Genomic DNA, 18,099 nt, shown 5'->3' with positions numbered 1-18,099 from the left:
TAATTAGAAATTCTCCGGATTCTCTAAACGTTTCACTTCTTGTACTTTGTCAGGATGATGTACCGTTGCTACACCATCGGCATCTTTCTTATCAATCAGCATTTCCGGCTGGAAGATGGTGATGGTTTCATTTCCATTTGCATCCTCGCCTACAATATACTGAAAACCGCGACGGTTCATCTTGTGGCACATGCGCTGATACCAGCCTTTAAAGCCTTGGGTTTCTTCATTCGGGTTGTAATAAAAGGCATTCATTACGGCTGGCAAACCTAGGCCACAAACCACCCCGGAAAGAAGTACCACAATGAAGGTATATCCAATCAGAATACTGCTATACGCTTCCAGTTGTGGAATATTGGCCACTGCCAGAATCAGGGCTAAGGAAATCCCGCCACGTACCCCACCCCAAGACAGAATGGTTAAACTGCCGTTATAACTCTTCTTACGCATTCTAGGGAATAATGCAAAAGACAGATGGTTGGCCAGGAAGCGTGCCAAATGCAGAATTATGAAAGCGACAATCCCGCCTAGGACCAGACTGGTGCTTAGATCAATAATGAACAATTCCAGACCAATCAAGGTGAACAGGAAGGAATTGATAATCCCCTCTACCGTATGCCAGAAATGGTTTACATCACCGATGTCTGCATCAGCCAGAATTTCTTTCCATTTATTACCGACGATCAAGCCGCCAATTACACAGGCAATTGGTGCAGAAGCATGCGCCAGTAAAGCAATCAGATATGAACCACAAGCCAACAGTGCAGTAGTTAATATCAGTGATTCCATTTCATGTTTACCGCGCAGAATACGTAGAATCGCCAGACCAAAACCGATCCCGATCAAGACTGCCACGACAATTTCATAAAGCAATGTTTGCAGGACGGCGAGTACGGTAAAGTTTTCACCTTGCAGTACATTCAGTAAGGTCATAAATAATGCAATACACATCGCATCATTAAACAGCGACTCACCTTCCAGCTTCACGATCAAATGATGGGGTGCGCGTACCGAACTGAGTACACCTTTAATCCCAATTGGATCCGTTGCTCCGAGCGCAGCACCCAGCAATAGTAGGACCAATATATCGACGTGGTTACCAATCAGGAACTGATAACCGTATAGCGCAATACCAAAGAAAACTGCACAGAAAACTAATGCCAGACTGGCCAGAATACCAATCGGCCGCCAGTGATTGCGTAAATCTGAAACCTTAAACTTCAATGCGGATGATGTCAGAATGAAACAGATCACCCCATTAATCAGGAAGTCATAAAAATCGACATGGCGGACTGCTTTCTCAATATTATCAATATTGATGCTAAAAAATGGATTACCCTGTAGCAGACTTGCACACCATTGCAGGATAAAAACAAAAATAGCGGAAACAATCGGCACACCAATGGCTTGAGGAAAACTTAGAACACGTTTGTTGAACATGGTAGTGGCAATTGACAGAGCAAAGACCACTGTCAACAGTTGTAAAAAAAAGAAACTTCCCATTAGGTTTCCTAAGATTTGGCAATTTGCAGCCGTGAGCTGAAAGATTTACTTGAAATATAAATTTAAAAAAACAGTATATTTTAGCGGATCAAGTTTAGTCCCATTTTTTTTCGAATTAAGTTAAGTTTCTTTTCAATATTCACAACTGATGATTTAACATACAGCCTTAAAGCACTTTATTGCTCACCTCTTCTTTATATTTAGAAATTTTCTCCCATGCATCAAACTGTCAAAACCATATTCCGTCTGTGCCTCGCTGCTGTCATTTTTCTGGTCACACTTTCCTTGATGTTCACCTGTGTTGCCAAAGTTCAGGAAATTCTGAAAGCAGATCAACATTATCAGCAAGCCGTGAGCATTCCTTTAAAAAGCAGCGCCAAAGCGCAATATGTACTAGTGTCTAATAATCAACGTCCAGACAATGCCTTGTTTATCCTGATTGCCGGAAATGGTTATGTAGCAAAAATCAGCTGTGAGCATTATGCTGCCCTATGTACTGATGACTATAACCAGTCACATACCCGGCAGATTCAAAATGTTAATTTATTAAAAGCGAGAAATTATTTTTATATTGAAAATATTCAGTTCCAAGATAGTCGAACTGGTCAAATCACTACACTCAGCTATTCCAAAAATGAATTGAAGCAATTTTATAATAATGACATCAGCAATTTAAAATATATTCTCTTTGCGATTTCGCTATTTGCCCTGGCTGCCTTGTTTGTCAGTATCAAGATTTTGAAAAACTTCCGTCGTTTTCTGGAAAAATAACTATTCAATCATGAGGGGAGCATTTGCTCCCCTTTTTTGATCTTTAGTTTTAGATATTTTGATTAAAAGTATCACAAGCAGACATTTGACCTGATTTCAGACCGGTATTAAACCATTTTACCCGCTGTGCACTGGTACCATGCGTAAAGCTGTCCGGCACGACATGGCCTTGTGCCTTTTTCTGCAGATAGTCATCACCGATCTTGTGTGCCGCATCCATAGCTTCTTGTACATCACCCTGCTCCAGGAACTGCGTACGCTCATGGTTATGATAAGCCCATACCCCAGCCAGACAATCCGCCTGTAGTTCTTGACGTACAGAAAGCTGATTACCCTGCGCTTGAGTGGCTTGTTGACGTGCCTGCTGTACCTGTGAAGAAATACCTAAAATGGTCTGGATATGATGACCCACCTCATGTGCTACCACATAGGCTTGAGCAAAATCGCCTGCCTGATCATTGCGAGATAACTCGGTTGAGTTCTGTTCCCCGCTAATTCCCATCTGAGTACGCATATCTTTAAAGAATGCCGTATCAATATAAACTTTCTGGTCTGCCGGACAGTAGAAAGGCCCCATGGCCGATTGCGCTGTACCACAACCAGAATTTACTACCCCACTAAATAGAACCAGTTTAGGCGGAGTATATTGCTGGTTCAGCTGCTGCTGAAATACTTGAGACCAGGTATCTTCTGTATCGGCAAGCACAGTTCCTACAAAATCGATCGCTTCTTGCTGTTCTGGCGTTGGATTTTCCAGACCCCGTGTTTCTGCACTAGAAACCCCTTGCGTGACCTGCTTGGTGGTTTGATAGGCTTGCTGTGGATCAACGCCAAAAAACTTCCAGGCCACGAAAGCAATAATCAACCCGAGAATACTGATTCCACCGGCTTTGGCACCACCGCCACGACGGTCTTCTACATTGCTACTAACACGACGTCCTTTCCAGCGCATAGTGAGATTCCTTATAGTTTAAAGTCAGCTTATTTTAACGGGCCTGATTTATGCCTGCTTTGATTTCGATCTGATTTTTTGAATAAAGCCAATCAAGATAAATACGATTAACCCTGCCACAAAACCAATCACCAGATTAATAAGTGTAGGCGTAACAGCCCCTACGATACTGCCCAGACTAGGCATATGCTCTACATACTCAACCGAATCTTCAGTGAAATGATGAAACCATGGAATGGTATGAGCAATAATCCCGCCACCGACCAGGAACATTGCAATCGTACCTACAATCGTCAGGGTTTTCATCAATTTAGGAGCAAAAGCCAGCAATCCACAGCCTATACTTTGTTTGAAGCTGGATGCCTGCTTAGTCAGGTACAAACCTAAATCATCAATTTTAACAATCATGGCGACGAAGCCGTACACCCCGACTGTCATTAATATGGCAATTCCTGCCAGTACGATGACCTTGGTGGTAAAAGCTGCGGCTGCCACCGTACCCAAAGAAATCACTACAATTTCCGCAGATAAAATAAAGTCAGTTCGGATCGCACCCTTAATTTTCTCTTTTTCAAATGTGGCCAAATCGGTTTCGATCGTAGTGAATTCAGCCTCAGCATCTTCTTCAGTCTTGGCTTTCTTATGCTTTAAACTATGTAGAACTTTCTCTACGCCTTCATAACAGAGAAATAAACCGCCAATCATCAGTAAAGGATTGATTAACCAAGGCGCAACCACACTAATAAGTAAAGCCAAAGGAACAAGAATCAGCTTATTAATAAAAGAACCTTTCGCTACTCCCCACACCACAGGAAGTTCACGTTCTGCCCGTACACCGCTGACTTGCTGGGCATTTAACGCCAAGTCATCCCCCAAGACACCTGCCGTCTTTTTTGCAGCCATCTTGCTCATCACGGCAACATCGTCTAAAACAGTCGCAATATCATCCAATAATATTAATAAGCTGCTCGCCATTCTTGTTATCCTTATCATCTTTAGACATATTTTAATGAAAATATTTAAAAAATATTGTATTCACTTGTTTAATTAATAAGATTTTTTTACTGCGGCTTTTTTTCTGGCTGACATTCAAAAACAGAATGCCGTACAATGTGGCCATTCGTTAAAATATAGATGTAGTACAGACTACTTTTTGGAATAGATAATGAGTAATCAAGATAATCGTCCAGTAATCTTGACTGGCGACCGTCCTACCGGACAGCTTCACCTTGGCCATTTTGTCGGTTCATTACGCTCTCGCGTAGGTTTACAAGATTCTCACCATCAACATTTGTTACTCGCTGATGCTCAAGCCCTGACAGATAATGCAGACAACTTTGAAAAAGTACGTCGCAATATTATTGAAGTAGCAACAGATTATCTGGCTGTCGGTATTGATCCAACCAAAACTACTATCTGTGTTCAGTCTTGCCTGCCAGCCTTAAACGAACTGACGATGCTCTATCTGAACTTTGTGACAGTTTCACGTCTAGAGCGCAACCCGACCATTAAATCAGAAATTCAGATGCGTGGTTTTGAGCGTGATATTCCTGCAGGTTTCTTATGCTATCCAGTGGCTCAAGCAGCAGATATCACAGCCTTTAAAGCAACTGTAGTTCCGGTGGGCGAAGACCAGATTCCAATGATCGAACAGACCAATGAGATTGTACGTCGCCTTAACCGTCAGATTGGCCGTGAATTACTGCCTGAATGTAAAGCGCTGCTTTCTAATGTGGGACGCTTACCAGGTTTTGACGGTAAAGCGAAAATGTCTAAATCATTAGGTAATACTATTGTTCTAGATGCCTCTGACAAAGACATCAAAAAAGCTGTCAATGCGATGTATACCGATCCGAATCACCTTCGCATCGAAGATCCAGGCCAGGTTGAAGGCAATGTGGTATTTACTTACCTGGATGCATTCGACACCAATAAAGAAGAACTGGAAGAACTGAAAGCACATTATCGCCGTGGTGGTTTAGGTGATGGTACGGTGAAAAAACGTCTGGAAGGTATTCTGAAAGAGCTGATCGGTCCGATTCGTGAACGTCGTATGGAACTGGCTAAAGACCCGGATTACATCATGGATATTTTGAAAACGGGTACAGATAAATGCCGTGACATTACACAGGCCACTTTAGATGAAGTGAAAACAGGCTTAGGTGTTTTCCATTTCTAAGCTAGACAATATTTAAAAAAGCCCTTCATAAAGGGCTTTTTTTATTTAAGGCCAAAATGCGCAAAAATAAGGCAAGTTTCCACACAGATTCTTCATAGTTTTAACCTTACTTAACATCTATTAACATGAATACTGATGAGTCACATGAGAATGAGTCCTAATATACTTACATACAGTAAGGAATCAAATTTAACTCTCTCCACAGTTAATCTTGATTTAGTTTTGAAAGAAACTTCCTTTTTCTACGCAATGACAACCCCAATCATTGCGTTTTTTTTGTCTGTAATTTTTGAAAATATAAAAAAATCCTGCCAGATGAGCAGGATTTTGTTGTGTCTTGAATATTAATATTTGAACAAGCCTTTTTCTAATGGAATTTCAATTCCAATAGAGGCACCGCCATCCTGACCATTTACATCTGAGTCACTTATCCAGGCATTAATTTTAAGTGGCATTTCTGGACGAATATAATGCGACCAGGTGACATCTAGTGCTTTAATTTCATCATCAAAAGCAAAAGCAGCATTATTTACACTTGCACGCTCAGACTGATTGACTTCAGCAAACAATACCCGCCCAGATAAACGGTTCATCGGATCAAAACGGATATCACCACCTACTGAAACCATCTGGGCATCACCACCTAAAGCATGTGCCAGCGGATAACCATGCTGATAAAAACCATCAGTATAATTGGTATGGTTATAAGAAATACCTCGCACCTTGCCGTTAGTACGTGTATCTGCCCATTCTGTATAAAGTTGATATGGCATATTTCTTACAGTCGAAGAATAGTCTATTCCAGCCAGATACATTTTCTTCGCAGGCAGACCACCCGCTTCATCTTCACCTACATATTGCCCATAGAAGCCCATAGGTACCTGTGTCAAAGGAAACAGGTTCAGGCGTGCATCGAAACCAGCAATCTGGTTTGATGGGTCAGGTTCACCCGTACCACCATTATCTTTATTCCCGACAAAAGCATCCCATAATGAACTTAAGCTTTCAGGACGTCCTTCCCCACCCCATTGAATCGCACGAGAAGCACCTAGCTCCAAGTAAGATAAAGGTTGTGCTGTTACACGAAGACCAATTAGTTTGGCATCTGGAACGGCAGTATAATCATCCAATTGTCCTGCAAAAGCCTGATATTGCCACGGTCCAATCCAGGACAGCCATTTAGTTTCAAAAGCTGTTTGTTCTGCACGTTGTGCCATAAATCCATATACTGGGCGGCTAGCATCGCCGCGAATCAAGCTGCCATCATGTCCCGGACCCCAATAGGTCGGAATTTGGCCGGCAATCAGCCATTGATTCCAGAGTTTCCCTGCTAGATAAGATCCTTCCAGATTTACATCCTGATCATTCTCAATTTGTCGATCTTTTTCGGCATTAACCCGGAGTTTGGCATCCCAGTTTTCGCCACCTGCATTAAACTCTAAAGCTGCCTGAAATTGTGCCTTTTGCTGATCGCCAAAGGCTTGAGGAATATCTTTTGGATCACTTTCCGCAAATAAGCCTACTTTGAGCTGCTGATTGTCTGCTGTTAATTTTGCCAGAACTGAACCAATAACACGTTGTTGTACTTTGTTACTCACTTGTGCATTGGATAGAGCACGTTGAATTTCATCACCACTGAGCGGCCAGGTCGAGGTACTGATCTGGATCACCCCTTGCTGGTTTAACCAGTTCAAGTCAGTACGAAGATTTGCATCATTCAGAACCAGCCCTTGAGCAAAAACAGGAAGTGAAAGTGTCGTAAGAAGTACACTTAATAATGGTTTTTTTAGAAACATGGGATCAATATTCTCAAGTTTATTTTTGCCTAACCATAGATATTTCAAAAACAATATTCAATGGCGAAACTGTATCAGTATAATATGAAACCCTAGATTTAATTGACTTTCAAAATAATAAATCGCTTCGAGAAATGAGATAGAAATACAAAAATGAAATTACAAATGTAAAAAATAGAATTAAATAATGCTGGGTTTTAATTTTATTTAAAATAAATACTGAACACATAAAAAAGGCAGTTTTAAAAACTGCCTTTTTTCGAATAAGTCATTAGTGTTTATGACGCATATGCGGGAATAAGATTACATCACGGATACTTGGTGCATTCGCAAAGATCATCACCAGACGGTCAATACCGATCCCTTCACCTGCTGTAGGAGGCAGACCATATTCCAGAGCTTCAATGAAGTCAGCATCATAGTGCATTGCTTCATCATCACCCGCATCTTTCTCAGCAACCTGTGCCTGGAAGCGTTCAGCCTGATCAATCGGGTCATTTAATTCTGAGAAGCCATTTGCCAGTTCACGACCACCGATAAAGAATTCAAAACGGTCTGTAATATGCGGATTTTGATCATTACGGCGAGCTAGTGGAGAAGTTTCCGCTGGATATTCAGTCACGAATGTAGGCTGACGTAGTTGAGTTTCTACCGTTTCTTCAAATACGATGGTTTGCAGTTTACCCAGACCAAAACCTGGTTTTACCTGTTCTTTCAGTTCTTCCTGAATGAATTTCGCCAGGAACTCACGGTCATTGACATTTTCTGGAGTGAACTGTGGATTGTGCTCAAGAATGGCGTCAAACATTGAGATCTTTTTAAATGGTCCTTTGAAGCTAAAGACTTCATCGCCATAAGGCACATCAGTGGTACCCAGAATATCAATTGCCAGTTTTTCCAGCATTTGCTCTGTCAATTCCATCAGGTCTTTGTAATCTGCATACGCCTGGTAGAATTCGATCATAGTGAATTCAGGGTTATGACGAGTAGAAACACCTTCATTACGGAAGTTACGGTTAATTTCGAATACGCGCTCGAAACCACCCACAACCAGACGTTTCAAATAAAGCTCAGGTGCAATACGCAGGAACAACGACATATCCAGTGCATTATGATGCGTTTCAAATGGACGCGCAGATGCTCCACCAGGAATTACGTGCATCATCGGGGTTTCAACTTCCATAAAACGTTTGTCGTTCAGGAAGCTACGAATACCGGCAACAACTTTGGCACGAACTTCAAAAGTTTTACGGGTTTCTTCATTTACGATCAGATCAAGATAACGTTTACGATACTTCACTTCAGTATCAGTTAAACCGTGGAACTTGTCTGGAAGTGGACGTAATGATTTAGTCAGTAATTCAAAATGTTCGATATGAACATACAGATCACCTTTACCAGAACGACCGATATAACCTTCAACTGCAATGATATCGCCCAGATCCAGGCCTTTGATCGTTGCAAGTACTTCTGGCTCAAGTTCTTTACGTGGAACATAAAGCTGAATACGACCGGTCATATCCTGAATCACGATGAATGAACCGCGGTTCAACATCACACGACCTGCTACTTTTACATGAACGTGTTCGCCAGCTTCAATTTCTTCTTTAGATTTATCAGCAAACTGGTCTTGTAAGTCTTGCGCATAATGTTCACGTTTAAATGTGTTTGGCCATGGGCTAACACCAGTTTCTTTTGCGTGGTCTTGAATCTGCTTTAACTTGGCATGACGCTGTGCAATTAAATCGTTTTCGGAAATGATTTGTTCAGAAGTCGATTGAGCGTTATTTTGCGTCATCTCTGCCTCGGATAAGATTAGTTAAAAAATAGAAGTTGCATAGAATAGCAGAAATCTGCATCAAATCGTAGCGTAAAGACTTCCTACACGTGGCTTTTCTTGAGAAAAATTTCTGGATATATGAAATTCTTAAAGGCAAATGTTTTTCAGTTTCGAATTTTATGATTGGTTTTTTTAGAATATTGCCCAACTTTTGTTAGATGAAAGTCCAAGACCTCAATCCTCTGCACAAATTCTGCCTTTATATCCCATATCAGCTTAGACCAATAGCTAACTGCTTCCTCGAAATAGACGTTTTACAATAATGACCATATTAGAAGGTGGTGTCTTAACACCCTGACCACGACTTTGCCATGTCCGATAAAAATGAGTAAAAATATGTCTAAAATATTGTTTTTTCATGGCTTGGATTCGTCAAAACAGTCCACGAAATTTCATGCAATTGATGCAATGCATAAATATTGTATAGATGTGGATTATCGCAATCTGAGCTACCAGTCGGTAGCCGATTTCTACCACGAAATGGTTGAAACCATTAAACCGGATATTCTGGTCGGACACAGTCTGGGCGGTTATTGGGCGCTAAAAATGTCACAAGCTCATCAGATCCCTTGTGTGATCGCGAATCCTAGCTTGCAACCGAATTTCCGCGATGATTATCCTGCGATTTGTGACAGTGATTTGCAGCATGATATTCCGCAAATGGCCTATCTGGAATTAGGCGATGAAATTCTGGATATGCATGCAGCACAGGCACAGCTTGAAGATTATATGCAAATTCATGCCATTGAAGGTGGTCATCATCGTCTGGAACATCCCGAACAGATTAACGACCTGATTCAGGAAATTGAATATCATTTTATCCGGCAATAAAAAAGCCCCAATAGTTGGGGCTTTTTTGATCATTCAGACTTAAGCAACTGCAGCTTCAGGCTGGGATTTATCGTCAAGTACTGACCAGATGTCCAAGCCTAATTCACCGTGTAAATCTGGCAGATCAAGGAAGATGCTCGCACCTAGAACCTGATGCTGACATTTCTCAGCCAATTCATGAACTGCTTTCAATGTACCACCAGTTGCCAGTACATCATCCACGATAATCACTTTTTGTCCCTGAACCTCTGCAGACATTTCCAGACGGTCCAGACCATATTCAAGGCTATAACCTACACCTACGACTGGAGGCGGCAATTTACCTGCTTTACGAACCAGTAATAAGCCTTTGCCCGTACGCTGCGCCAACAGACTTGCCAGCACGAAACCACGTGCTTCCACTGCCACAAAGCTGTCTACTTCAGCTAGCTTTTCTTCAGGAATGCTGGCAATCAAAGCATCAGTTAATGGACCCAGATTATTCATGAATAATGGAGTCAAATCGAAGAAACAAATGCCTGGTTTTGGGAAATTCTGGACAGTACGAATGTGAGACCACAGAGAAGTAGACAAATTGCTCATGGGAGATCTTTAAACAAGGAAAGGAATAGGTGAATTTTAAACTAAATTAACAATGTGTAACAACAACGACTGTGCAACATTAAAGCAGAAAATAATACTAACCAGCTGATTTAAATATATAAATTTATTTTAAAAAATATTTAATAAAGACTTTGCTGAGTCTAAGTTAACTGATTTTAATCATTTTTTCTGCCCGACTTTGGTCTACAGCTTAATCTAAGTCAGAAGAGTATTTTATAAAACTAAAAATACAACTCTTTGCCTAACCTTAAATATATTTCTAGTAGTGAAATATCTAGGGACTGACCTTTCTGCTGTTAATTTCACTGATTAAACTTTTATTCGCTTTACTTTATGAATAGAACTGCGTAAAAATTTAGCCAAATATGTTTACTATTAAAAGTCATATTCTTTAGGGTCTTGCCATTTGTGGATTTTAAGCTGACAGCTACAGTTGGTCAGTTTTGGAGAGTTATATGAAAAAATATCAATGCATCGTTTGTGGATGGATTTATGACGAGGCAGAAGGTTGGCCTCAGGACGGAATCGTTCCTGGAACCAAATGGGAAGATATTCCTGATGACTGGACTTGTCCGGATTGTGGTGTTTCTAAAGTCGATTTTGAAATGATTGAAATCTAATCATGTTCTTTTAAAGACCATATTGAATGGTCTTTTTTATGTCCTTTATACCTGAAAAAAACTAATTTAAAAAAGCATGGAGAATCGTATGCATCCTATCGTCATCATTGGTTCGGGCATGGCGGGTTATGCTGTTGCCCGTGAGTTTCGCAAACTCAACCCAGACCATGAACTTGTCATGATTTGTGCTGATGATGCGACTAATTATGCAAAACCTACGCTTTCTAATGCTTTAGCAGGAAACAAAGCGCCAGAACACATCCCTTTGGGTGATGCAGAAAAAATGTCAGCACAGCTGAAAATGCGCATCGAAAAAAACACCTGGGTCAAAGTGATTCATCCTGAACAACATCAGCTAACTTTAGAAAAAGACGGTCAGGAAAGCACACAGGATTATTCTAAACTGGTGCTAGCTGTAGGTGCCAATCCAGTACGCCTAGCCATTGCCGGTGATGCCAGCGACGATATTCATATGGTCAATAACCTGACTGACTATAAAGCTTTCCGTCATAATCTGGCAGCACGTGAGGATAAACGCGTGGTGATTCTAGGCGCAGGCCTGATCGGCTGTGAATTTGCCAATGACTTGCAGCATACCAATCATCAGGTCACTGTGATTGATCTGGCACCCCAGCCTTTAGGTCGCTTATTACCAGCTCATGTCGCAGATGCTTTTCAGCAAAATCTTGAAGAGACGGGCATTCATTTTGTATTAGGAACAACAGTTGAAAAAGTCTCTAAAGTTGAAAATGGTGACTATCTGGTAACACTTGCCAATGGCCAATCAGTAGTTGCTGACGTGGTGCTCTCTGCTGTGGGCTTACAACCGAATATTTCTGTCGCAAAAGAAGCCGATATTCATACCAGTCGCGGGATTCTGACCAATACAAAACTAGAAACCAATCAACCGGACATTTATGCAGTAGGCGACTGTGCGGAAGTAAATGGAATGCTTTTGCCATATGTCATGCCAATCATGCAGCAGGCCCGCGCCCTGTCTAAAACATTGAATGGCGAACATACTGCAGTCCATTATCCAGCAATGCCTGTTGCGGTAAAAACGCCAGCTGCGCCATTGACTGTCCTTCCTGCTCCGGTTGATGTCGAAGTAACTTGGGAAAATGAAGAGTTTGATGACGGTATGCTGGCCAAAGCCTTTGATGCCAGCGGTACTTTGCGTGGATTTGTCCTGCTTGGTGCCACTGCTGCCAAACAACGCCTGGCATTGACCAAGCAGGTTCCTGACTTGATTCCAGCTACAGTTTAGATGTTTAATACAAAGGACATTTTTTAAGCGAAATGTCCTTTAATCAGGAAATACATCATGCACAGTGCCCTGCAGTTCAATCATTCTCCGTATACAGCTTTCATGCGTGAAACCAAGGCCGATCTTGGCAATGGCATCGAATTGCACGTGGAAGTCGGAGGAAATCCTGAACACCCGACCATTCTGCTGATTATGGGACTTGGGGCACAGATGCTATACTGGCCCGATTTCTTCTGTAAATCACTCATTGATCAGGGCTATCATCTGGTGCGTTTTGACAACCGGGATATTGGTTTATCTTCCAAGATTCACCATAAAGGACCTCGCTTAAACACCTTAAAAATGATGAGCCGTTTTGTACTGGGTTTAGGCAATCAGGGCGCGCCTTATACGCTGTATGATATGGCAGATGATGTACATCTTCTGATTGAAAAAATGGGACTGGGTCAGGTCTATGTGCTCGGTGCCTCTATGGGCGGCATGATTGCCCAGATTCTGGCCGCACGTTATCCTGACAAAGTTAAAAAAATGGGTTTACTGTTTACCAGTAATAACCAGCCACTGTTACCTCCGCCTTTTCCAAAGCAACTCTTTAGTTTAATTGACAAACCCGCTTCCACAGATGAAGATGGCATTGTCGATCATAGCTTGAAGCTGTTTAATATTATTGGCTCGCCGGGTTATGTGAATCATCTGGAAGCGATTCAGACCGCCCGTAAGTTATATAAGCGAAGTTACCATCCAGCGGGTGTACTTCAACAGTTTTTAGCAATATTATGTACGGGTTCATTGCTGCAACTGGACAAGCAAATCCAACAAGAGACCCTGGTGGTTCATGGTGCTCGTGACAGATTGCTGCCTCCTAGTCATGGTAAGGCTGTTGCAAAAGCAATTTCAGGGGCTAAATTTGAATTAATTGATGGAATGGGGCATGATATCCCTCCGCATTTTATTCCATATCTTAGCGAATTATTTGCTGATCATTTTAAATCATAAACATTAGGACACTATGGCTGCATTACCATCCCTAAGACAGCTGTCATACCTCGTAACACTGTCTGAGACGCTGCATTTTACAGAAGCTGCTCGCCGCTCATTTGTTACCCAGTCAACTTTGTCTGGCGGTATTATGGAGCTGGAGCGTTTACTCGGTGGCGTTCTTGTTGAACGCGATCGCCAGAATGTACGTTTAACGCCGCTTGGTGAACAAGTGGTTGCACGTGCCCGTGTTCTACTGGCTGATGCTCAGGACTTAATGCGTTTAAGTCGTGAAATGAGTGAACCATTAACCGGTGATCTGCATCTTGGCGTTATTCCAACCATTGCCCCTTTCATCCTGTCGCAATTTCTGGATGAAGTGCATCAGCAGCTACCGAAAATCCAGCTACATTTACATGAAGCTCAAAGTGAGAAAATTGTAGAGAAACTGGAGCATGGTAATCTGGATATGGTGGTGCTCGCTCTACCTTTCGATACCCGTAGCTTGAAAGTTGCTGAAATTGCCAAAGAGAATCTGTATCTGGTACATCACAAATCTGACCAGAATGCGGCTCAAGCCAAATCTCTGGAAGATCTGGATCTGTCTCGCCTGATGCTGTTGGAAGAAGGCCATTGCTTGCGTGATCATGCATTGAGTGCCTGCCCGATTGGTGAGCGTAAAAATGATCATCGCCTGAAAGCAAGTTCATTACCGACGTTGATCGAAATGGTGTCTGCTGATCTTGGTTTTACCTTGTTGCCTGAAATCGCGCTGCATACCAATATGATCAAAGCCAATCCGGATCTGCGCATCAATCCAATCAATGCTGCACCAAGCCGTACTCTGGCGCTGGTCACTCGTAAGAGCACACCGTTACAAAGCGAATTTGATGTGTTATTACAAATTTTGCAAAAAATTACTGCCCATGATGCAACTTAATTAAGCCCTAAGAAAAAAGGAGCACTTAGATTGCTCCTTTTTTATTGCCTGTGTCTTCTGATAAATTTAATTTTTATAAATTCAGTCAATTAAAATGATTCAAAACCAATTTTTAAACTTTAACTATTTATAATATATAAAAATTAAATCCCTATTTCTGGGGATTGGCATTGATAATAATTCAAGCCAAAATACATCTGTATATTAATTACTCTCAGGATAAGATTTCTTTGGCCTCATTTTTGCCTGCACCCGTATTATTGGTGCAACCTTATCCACCCCCGCTCTCTTCCAATCTTGATCTTGCATTGCTACAGCTCGGTTATCAACCGGATATGCTGTCCTATACCAATCATCTGTCTGCTCAATCGCATATTGAACAGTATCTTCCCAATCTCGTGTTATATGAGATTCATGAGAAAACGCAACTTAAGAATCTTAATGTAATTCAAGCACGAATCCAGATTCCTCATCTGATTATAGTTTTAGCTGATGATTCACTTGAAATGATTAATTTATTCTTGTCATCTGGCGTGGATCGATATCTGATTGCTTCGCATCCTGTTTCAAAAGTAGTAGCAGGCCTGAAAATCATCCTACGAGGTGGTGCCGACCTACATCCTGAATTAGCCCGTTATTTAGTGAGCCAGGAAACAAAGATACATCTTTTAAATCAGACTGAAGTACAAATTTTAAAGTATTTTAGCCAAGACCTGGCTTTGGCCGAAATTCAAAACAGATTAAGTCTGCACGATTACCAGATTTATGCTGCTATTCGCAGAATCTATCAAAAACTCGCGAATCCTTTAACTGATTTCTAAATCAAATAGGGCATAAAAAAGGCTGAATCATCAACCTTTTTTAGTTTGTTTGAGTTATTTAAAGGTTTCCAATAAAGTACGCTGTGCATTATGTGGTTGTTCACCTTCAGCGACTTGAGCACGCACCCAGGTTCCATCTCCCTGTAACAACCAGGCCTGTTGATTGTCTTTCAGGTAATTTAATAAGCCTTGCTGGTAAATGCGTTTCTTTAATGCTTCATCTTCAATCGGAAAACAGGCTTCTACACGATTAAACAGGTTACGATCCATCCAGTCTGCGCTTGAGCAATAAATGCGGGAATTGCCATTATTGCTAAAATAAAATACGCGCGTATGTTCCAGGAAACGGCCGACGATTGAACGTACCCGAATATTCTCTGAAAGTCCCGGCAAGCCTGGACGTAGACAACAAATCGAGCGGATAATCAGATCAATCTGTACACCTGCTTGAGAAGCTTCATAAAGTTTGTTGATGAGTTGCAGTTCAGTTAAAGCATTGACCTTCACGATAATCTGGGCTTTCTTGCCCGCTTTGGCATTGGCAATTTCATTATCAATATAGTTGATGAGCTGGGCATGCAAGGTAAATGGTGCATGGAGCAGCTTTTTCAGCTTGGCCATTTTCCCCATTCCAGTCAATTCCTGGAAGATACGATGCACATCTTCACATAGATCTTTGTCCGTGGTTAAGAGACCATAGTCGGTATAAATTCGCGCATTGCCGGCATGATAATTTCCGGTACCCAGATGTACATAACGCACCAACTTGTTATTTTCTCGGCGTACCACCAGAATCATTTTGGCATGGGTTTTATAGCCAACAATGCCATAGACCACGACAGCACCCGCTTCTTGCAGCACATTGGCAACTGCAATATTAGATTCTTCATCAAAACGTGCACGCAGCTCGATGACTGCAGTCACTTCCTTACCGTTACGGGCCGCTTCTGCCAGCACCTGCACGATCTCGGAATCTGGACCACTACGATACAATGTCTGCTTGATTGCCAGTACCTGAGGGTCACGTGCCGCTTCACGTAACAGCGTAATCACTGGTGCAAAAGATTCAAATGGATGATGTAGCAAAATATCCTGCTTCTGCATGGCACTGAAAACATTTTCAGATTTCTTCAGTACTTTAGGCAGAATTGGCGTATGTGAATCATAACGTAGATGTGGACGTTTGAAGTTGGACAGTAACCGCGCCAGATTAACCGGTCCTGCCACTTTATAGAGCTGTTCTTCATCCAGATCAAATTCTTCCAGCAGATATTCATAAATATGCTGTGGACAATTTTCAGTGACTTCCAGACGGACTGCACGGCCAAAACGGCGCGAACTCAGCTCGCCTTTTAAGGCTTTGGCCAGATCTTCAACATCTTCATTTAAGGCCAGATCGGCATTCCGGGTAACACGGAACTGATAGCAGCCAGTCGCGGTCATGCCCGGGAACAGGTCAGACACATGTTCATGAATGATGGCGGATAACATCACATGATGTTCTTTACCATCAGTCAGTTCATCCGGTAAACGCACAACACGTGGCAATGAACGTGGCGCAGGAACAACCGCAAGATCGATCTGACGGCCAAAGGCATCTTTCCCTTCGAGCGTCACAATAAAGTTTAAGGATTTGTTGACCAATCGTGGGAATGGATGTGCCGGATCAAGGCTAATGGGCGTTAAAACTGGCGCAACCTGCTCCTGAAAATATTTTTTCACCCAGGCCGATTGTGCCGGTGTTAGCTCTCCACGGCGCAGGAAGCAGATATCTTCCTCACGCAGTTTAGGCAAAATCTCTTCATTTAAAATACGGTACTGGCGTTCAATGGCGGCATGCGCTGTTTCGGCAATCTGTTCTAATACTTGTTTTGGTGTTAAACCATCCGGACTGCGGCTTTCATTACCCAAATCCAGTTGTTCCATGACGCCAGCCACACGAATTTCAAAAAACTCATCTAAATTACGTGAAAAGATCAGTAGAAAATTCATGCGTTCCAGCAAAGGATGCAATGGATCAACCGCCTGTTCCAGCACTCGCAAATGGAAATCCAGAATAGACAGTTCACGATTAATGTAACGATCATTATAAGTATATTCGGTTGGTGCCGAAGTCGTACTGGCTGCCGTATTCATATCAAACCTACGCTATTTTCAAGTCTTGCTTATTGCTTTTAGTATGCTTCAAATTAATGACATTTTCATAAAAAAAGCCCAAATATTTGGGCTTTATCTTGATATTTTTATTTAAGGGATTTCAGCATAGCGCATATAACGCTGAATCATACGTTTACGTGCTTTTAGGGCTGATGCATTACGATGATCTTCAAAATATTTTGGATTGGTGAGAATCGCTGCCAGGAAGATGGCCTGATCACGAGTCAGGCTCTCTGCAGTCTTACCAAAATAATGTTTGGCTGCCGCTTCTGCTCCATAGATATTGTCTCCAAACTCAATCGAGTTTAAATACACTTCCAGAATACGCTCTTTAGACCACATGCGCTCCATCATCCAGGTCGCAACAGCTTCCTGACCTTTACGCAGGAATGAACGCTTGTTGACAAGGAACAGGTTTTTAGCCAGCTGCTGGGAAATGGTTGACCCCCCTGCCACGACACGGCCTTCATTCTTGTTACGGCTGAGCGCAGTCTGAATACCATCCCAGTCAAAGCCATGATGGTGCATGAATTTTCCATCTTCTGCCGTCACTACCGCCCGCTTGAGATTGGTACTGATTTCATCATAAGGGCGCCACTGATGTTGAATGGGCTTGGAGGGTTCAGTCCAATAATCGATCCGCATCATCATGGTGGTATTCACCGGATTGGTTCGCCACCAGGCTAAACTTGCAAAAATCCACAGTTGAACAAGTAGAATCACACTGACAATCACGAGAAGGGTGCGGGTCAGAAAGGCTTTCATGTCAGTGCGTTACTCCTGAAAATTCAATTTTTCGTGTTAAGCTTATTCGAAATATACAATCACAGCAAAAAAATAG

16 protein-coding genes are annotated in these 18,099 nt (G+C 42.0%); 8 read left to right on the top strand and 8 right to left on the bottom strand.

Features of this window, described 5'->3' with window-relative positions; all coding sequences use genetic code 11:
* Nucleotides 1-3: 3 nt before the first annotated feature.
* Complete coding sequence (locus tag FTV13_RS01390; protein WP_179992115.1) at nucleotides 4-1,503, bottom strand: sodium:proton antiporter; 1,500 nt, start codon at nucleotides 1,501-1,503, stop codon at nucleotides 4-6.
* 216 nt (nucleotides 1,504-1,719) lie between these two features.
* Here FTV13_RS01390 and FTV13_RS01385 point away from each other — a divergent pair, with 216 nt between their 5' ends.
* Nucleotides 1,720-2,274 carry a hypothetical protein gene (locus tag FTV13_RS01385; protein WP_179992116.1) on the top strand — a complete coding sequence of 185 codons (555 nt, stop codon included), beginning with the start codon at nucleotides 1,720-1,722 and terminating at the stop codon, nucleotides 2,272-2,274.
* Between the two features lie 49 nt (nucleotides 2,275-2,323).
* Here FTV13_RS01385 and FTV13_RS01380 read toward each other — a convergent pair whose 3' ends face one another.
* Together FTV13_RS01380 and FTV13_RS01375 are read right to left on the bottom strand one after the other, a co-directional pair.
* The gene (locus FTV13_RS01380; RefSeq protein WP_179992117.1) at nucleotides 2,324-3,226 is read right to left on the bottom strand and encodes a neutral zinc metallopeptidase; all 903 of its coding nucleotides are present in this window, start codon (nucleotides 3,224-3,226) and stop codon (nucleotides 2,324-2,326) included.
* Nucleotides 3,227-3,274: 48 nt separating this feature from the next.
* Entirely contained in the window at nucleotides 3,275-4,201 is a 927-nt protein-coding gene (locus FTV13_RS01375) for a DUF808 domain-containing protein (protein ID WP_166137010.1), read from the bottom strand.
* Nucleotides 4,202-4,391: 190 nt separating this feature from the next.
* Between FTV13_RS01375 and trpS the strand changes: the two genes are divergently transcribed.
* Entirely contained in the window at nucleotides 4,392-5,405 is a 1,014-nt protein-coding gene (gene trpS, locus FTV13_RS01370; protein WP_005234596.1) for a tryptophan--tRNA ligase, read from the top strand.
* Between the two features lie 344 nt (nucleotides 5,406-5,749).
* On the opposite strand, the gene FTV13_RS01365 is transcribed toward trpS, so the two are convergent.
* Both FTV13_RS01365 and lysS read right to left on the bottom strand, forming a co-directional pair.
* A complete protein-coding gene (locus FTV13_RS01365; RefSeq protein ID WP_179992118.1) occupies nucleotides 5,750-7,201 on the bottom strand; it encodes a capsule assembly Wzi family protein in 1,452 nt (483 codons plus the stop codon).
* Nucleotides 7,202-7,472: 271 nt separating this feature from the next.
* Complete coding sequence (lysS, locus tag FTV13_RS01360) at nucleotides 7,473-8,999, bottom strand: lysine--tRNA ligase (RefSeq protein WP_180010754.1); 1,527 nt, start codon at nucleotides 8,997-8,999, stop codon at nucleotides 7,473-7,475.
* 378 nt (nucleotides 9,000-9,377) lie between these two features.
* Here lysS and FTV13_RS01355 point away from each other — a divergent pair, with 378 nt between their 5' ends.
* Complete coding sequence (locus tag FTV13_RS01355; RefSeq protein ID WP_034704192.1) at nucleotides 9,378-9,872, top strand: YqiA/YcfP family alpha/beta fold hydrolase; 495 nt, start codon at nucleotides 9,378-9,380, stop codon at nucleotides 9,870-9,872.
* 39 nt (nucleotides 9,873-9,911) lie between these two features.
* Here FTV13_RS01355 and FTV13_RS01350 read toward each other — a convergent pair whose 3' ends face one another.
* Nucleotides 9,912-10,454 carry an adenine phosphoribosyltransferase gene (locus FTV13_RS01350; RefSeq protein WP_004783009.1) on the bottom strand — a complete coding sequence of 181 codons (543 nt, stop codon included), beginning with the start codon at nucleotides 10,452-10,454 and terminating at the stop codon, nucleotides 9,912-9,914.
* A 476-nt stretch (nucleotides 10,455-10,930) separates the two neighbouring features.
* Between FTV13_RS01350 and rubA the strand changes: the two genes are divergently transcribed.
* From rubA to FTV13_RS01325, 5 genes are all read left to right on the top strand, one after another.
* Nucleotides 10,931-11,095: a rubredoxin RubA gene (gene rubA, locus FTV13_RS01345; RefSeq protein WP_004783011.1), complete on the top strand. Its 165-nt coding sequence runs from the start codon at nucleotides 10,931-10,933 to the stop codon at nucleotides 11,093-11,095.
* An 88-nt stretch (nucleotides 11,096-11,183) separates the two neighbouring features.
* Nucleotides 11,184-12,362 (top strand): rubredoxin reductase RubB, encoded by a 1,179-nt coding sequence (gene rubB / locus FTV13_RS01340; RefSeq protein WP_175967056.1) that lies wholly within the window; start codon nucleotides 11,184-11,186, stop codon nucleotides 12,360-12,362.
* 57 nt (nucleotides 12,363-12,419) lie between these two features.
* A complete protein-coding gene (gene estB / locus FTV13_RS01335) occupies nucleotides 12,420-13,358 on the top strand; it encodes an esterase EstB (RefSeq protein ID WP_218945715.1) in 939 nt (312 codons plus the stop codon).
* Nucleotides 13,359-13,371: 13 nt separating this feature from the next.
* Nucleotides 13,372-14,280, top strand: coding sequence for a LysR family transcriptional regulator OxyR (oxyR, locus tag FTV13_RS01330; RefSeq protein ID WP_180010752.1), 909 nt, complete (start codon nucleotides 13,372-13,374; stop codon nucleotides 14,278-14,280).
* 230 nt (nucleotides 14,281-14,510) lie between these two features.
* The gene (locus FTV13_RS01325) at nucleotides 14,511-15,101 is read left to right on the top strand and encodes a response regulator transcription factor (protein ID WP_180010750.1); all 591 of its coding nucleotides are present in this window, start codon (nucleotides 14,511-14,513) and stop codon (nucleotides 15,099-15,101) included.
* Between the two features lie 54 nt (nucleotides 15,102-15,155).
* Here FTV13_RS01325 and ppk1 read toward each other — a convergent pair whose 3' ends face one another.
* Both ppk1 and mtgA read right to left on the bottom strand, forming a co-directional pair.
* The gene (gene ppk1 / locus FTV13_RS01320; protein WP_034704182.1) at nucleotides 15,156-17,237 is read right to left on the bottom strand and encodes a polyphosphate kinase 1; all 2,082 of its coding nucleotides are present in this window, start codon (nucleotides 17,235-17,237) and stop codon (nucleotides 15,156-15,158) included.
* A 111-nt stretch (nucleotides 17,238-17,348) separates the two neighbouring features.
* The gene (gene mtgA, locus FTV13_RS01315; RefSeq protein ID WP_004783023.1) at nucleotides 17,349-18,023 is read right to left on the bottom strand and encodes a monofunctional biosynthetic peptidoglycan transglycosylase; all 675 of its coding nucleotides are present in this window, start codon (nucleotides 18,021-18,023) and stop codon (nucleotides 17,349-17,351) included.
* Between the last annotated feature and the right edge of the window lie 76 nt (nucleotides 18,024-18,099).

The organism is Acinetobacter sp. YH12235 (assembly GCF_013417705.1).
Taxonomy (GTDB): domain Bacteria; phylum Pseudomonadota; class Gammaproteobacteria; order Pseudomonadales; family Moraxellaceae; genus Acinetobacter.
This window is presented reverse-complemented; position numbering and strand designations above follow the sequence as displayed.

Bases quoted from the DNA above. Each gene is read 5' to 3' on its own strand.
- FTV13_RS01355 (WP_034704192.1), top strand. From the start codon at position 9,378: ATGTCTAAAATATTGTTTTTTCATGGCTTGGATTCGTCAAAACAGTCC.
- ppk1 (WP_034704182.1), bottom strand. From the start codon at position 17,237: ATGAATACGGCAGCCAGTACGACTTCGGCACCAACCGAATATACTTAT.
- FTV13_RS01375 (WP_166137010.1), bottom strand. From the start codon at position 4,201: ATGGCGAGCAGCTTATTAATATTATTGGATGATATTGCGACTGTTTTA.
- mtgA (WP_004783023.1), bottom strand. From the start codon at position 18,023: ATGAAAGCCTTTCTGACCCGCACCCTTCTCGTGATTGTCAGTGTGATT.
- FTV13_RS01350 (WP_004783009.1), bottom strand. From the start codon at position 10,454: ATGAGCAATTTGTCTACTTCTCTGTGGTCTCACATTCGTACTGTCCAG.
- FTV13_RS01385 (WP_179992116.1), top strand. From the start codon at position 1,720: ATGCATCAAACTGTCAAAACCATATTCCGTCTGTGCCTCGCTGCTGTC.
- oxyR (WP_180010752.1), top strand. From the start codon at position 13,372: ATGGCTGCATTACCATCCCTAAGACAGCTGTCATACCTCGTAACACTG.
- estB (WP_218945715.1), top strand. From the start codon at position 12,420: ATGCACAGTGCCCTGCAGTTCAATCATTCTCCGTATACAGCTTTCATG.
- rubB (WP_175967056.1), top strand. From the start codon at position 11,184: ATGCATCCTATCGTCATCATTGGTTCGGGCATGGCGGGTTATGCTGTT.
- rubA (WP_004783011.1), top strand. From the start codon at position 10,931: ATGAAAAAATATCAATGCATCGTTTGTGGATGGATTTATGACGAGGCA.
- lysS (WP_180010754.1), bottom strand. From the start codon at position 8,999: ATGACGCAAAATAACGCTCAATCGACTTCTGAACAAATCATTTCCGAA.
- trpS (WP_005234596.1), top strand. From the start codon at position 4,392: ATGAGTAATCAAGATAATCGTCCAGTAATCTTGACTGGCGACCGTCCT.
- FTV13_RS01365 (WP_179992118.1), bottom strand. From the start codon at position 7,201: ATGTTTCTAAAAAAACCATTATTAAGTGTACTTCTTACGACACTTTCA.
- FTV13_RS01380 (WP_179992117.1), bottom strand. From the start codon at position 3,226: ATGCGCTGGAAAGGACGTCGTGTTAGTAGCAATGTAGAAGACCGTCGT.
- FTV13_RS01390 (WP_179992115.1), bottom strand. From the start codon at position 1,503: ATGGGAAGTTTCTTTTTTTTACAACTGTTGACAGTGGTCTTTGCTCTG.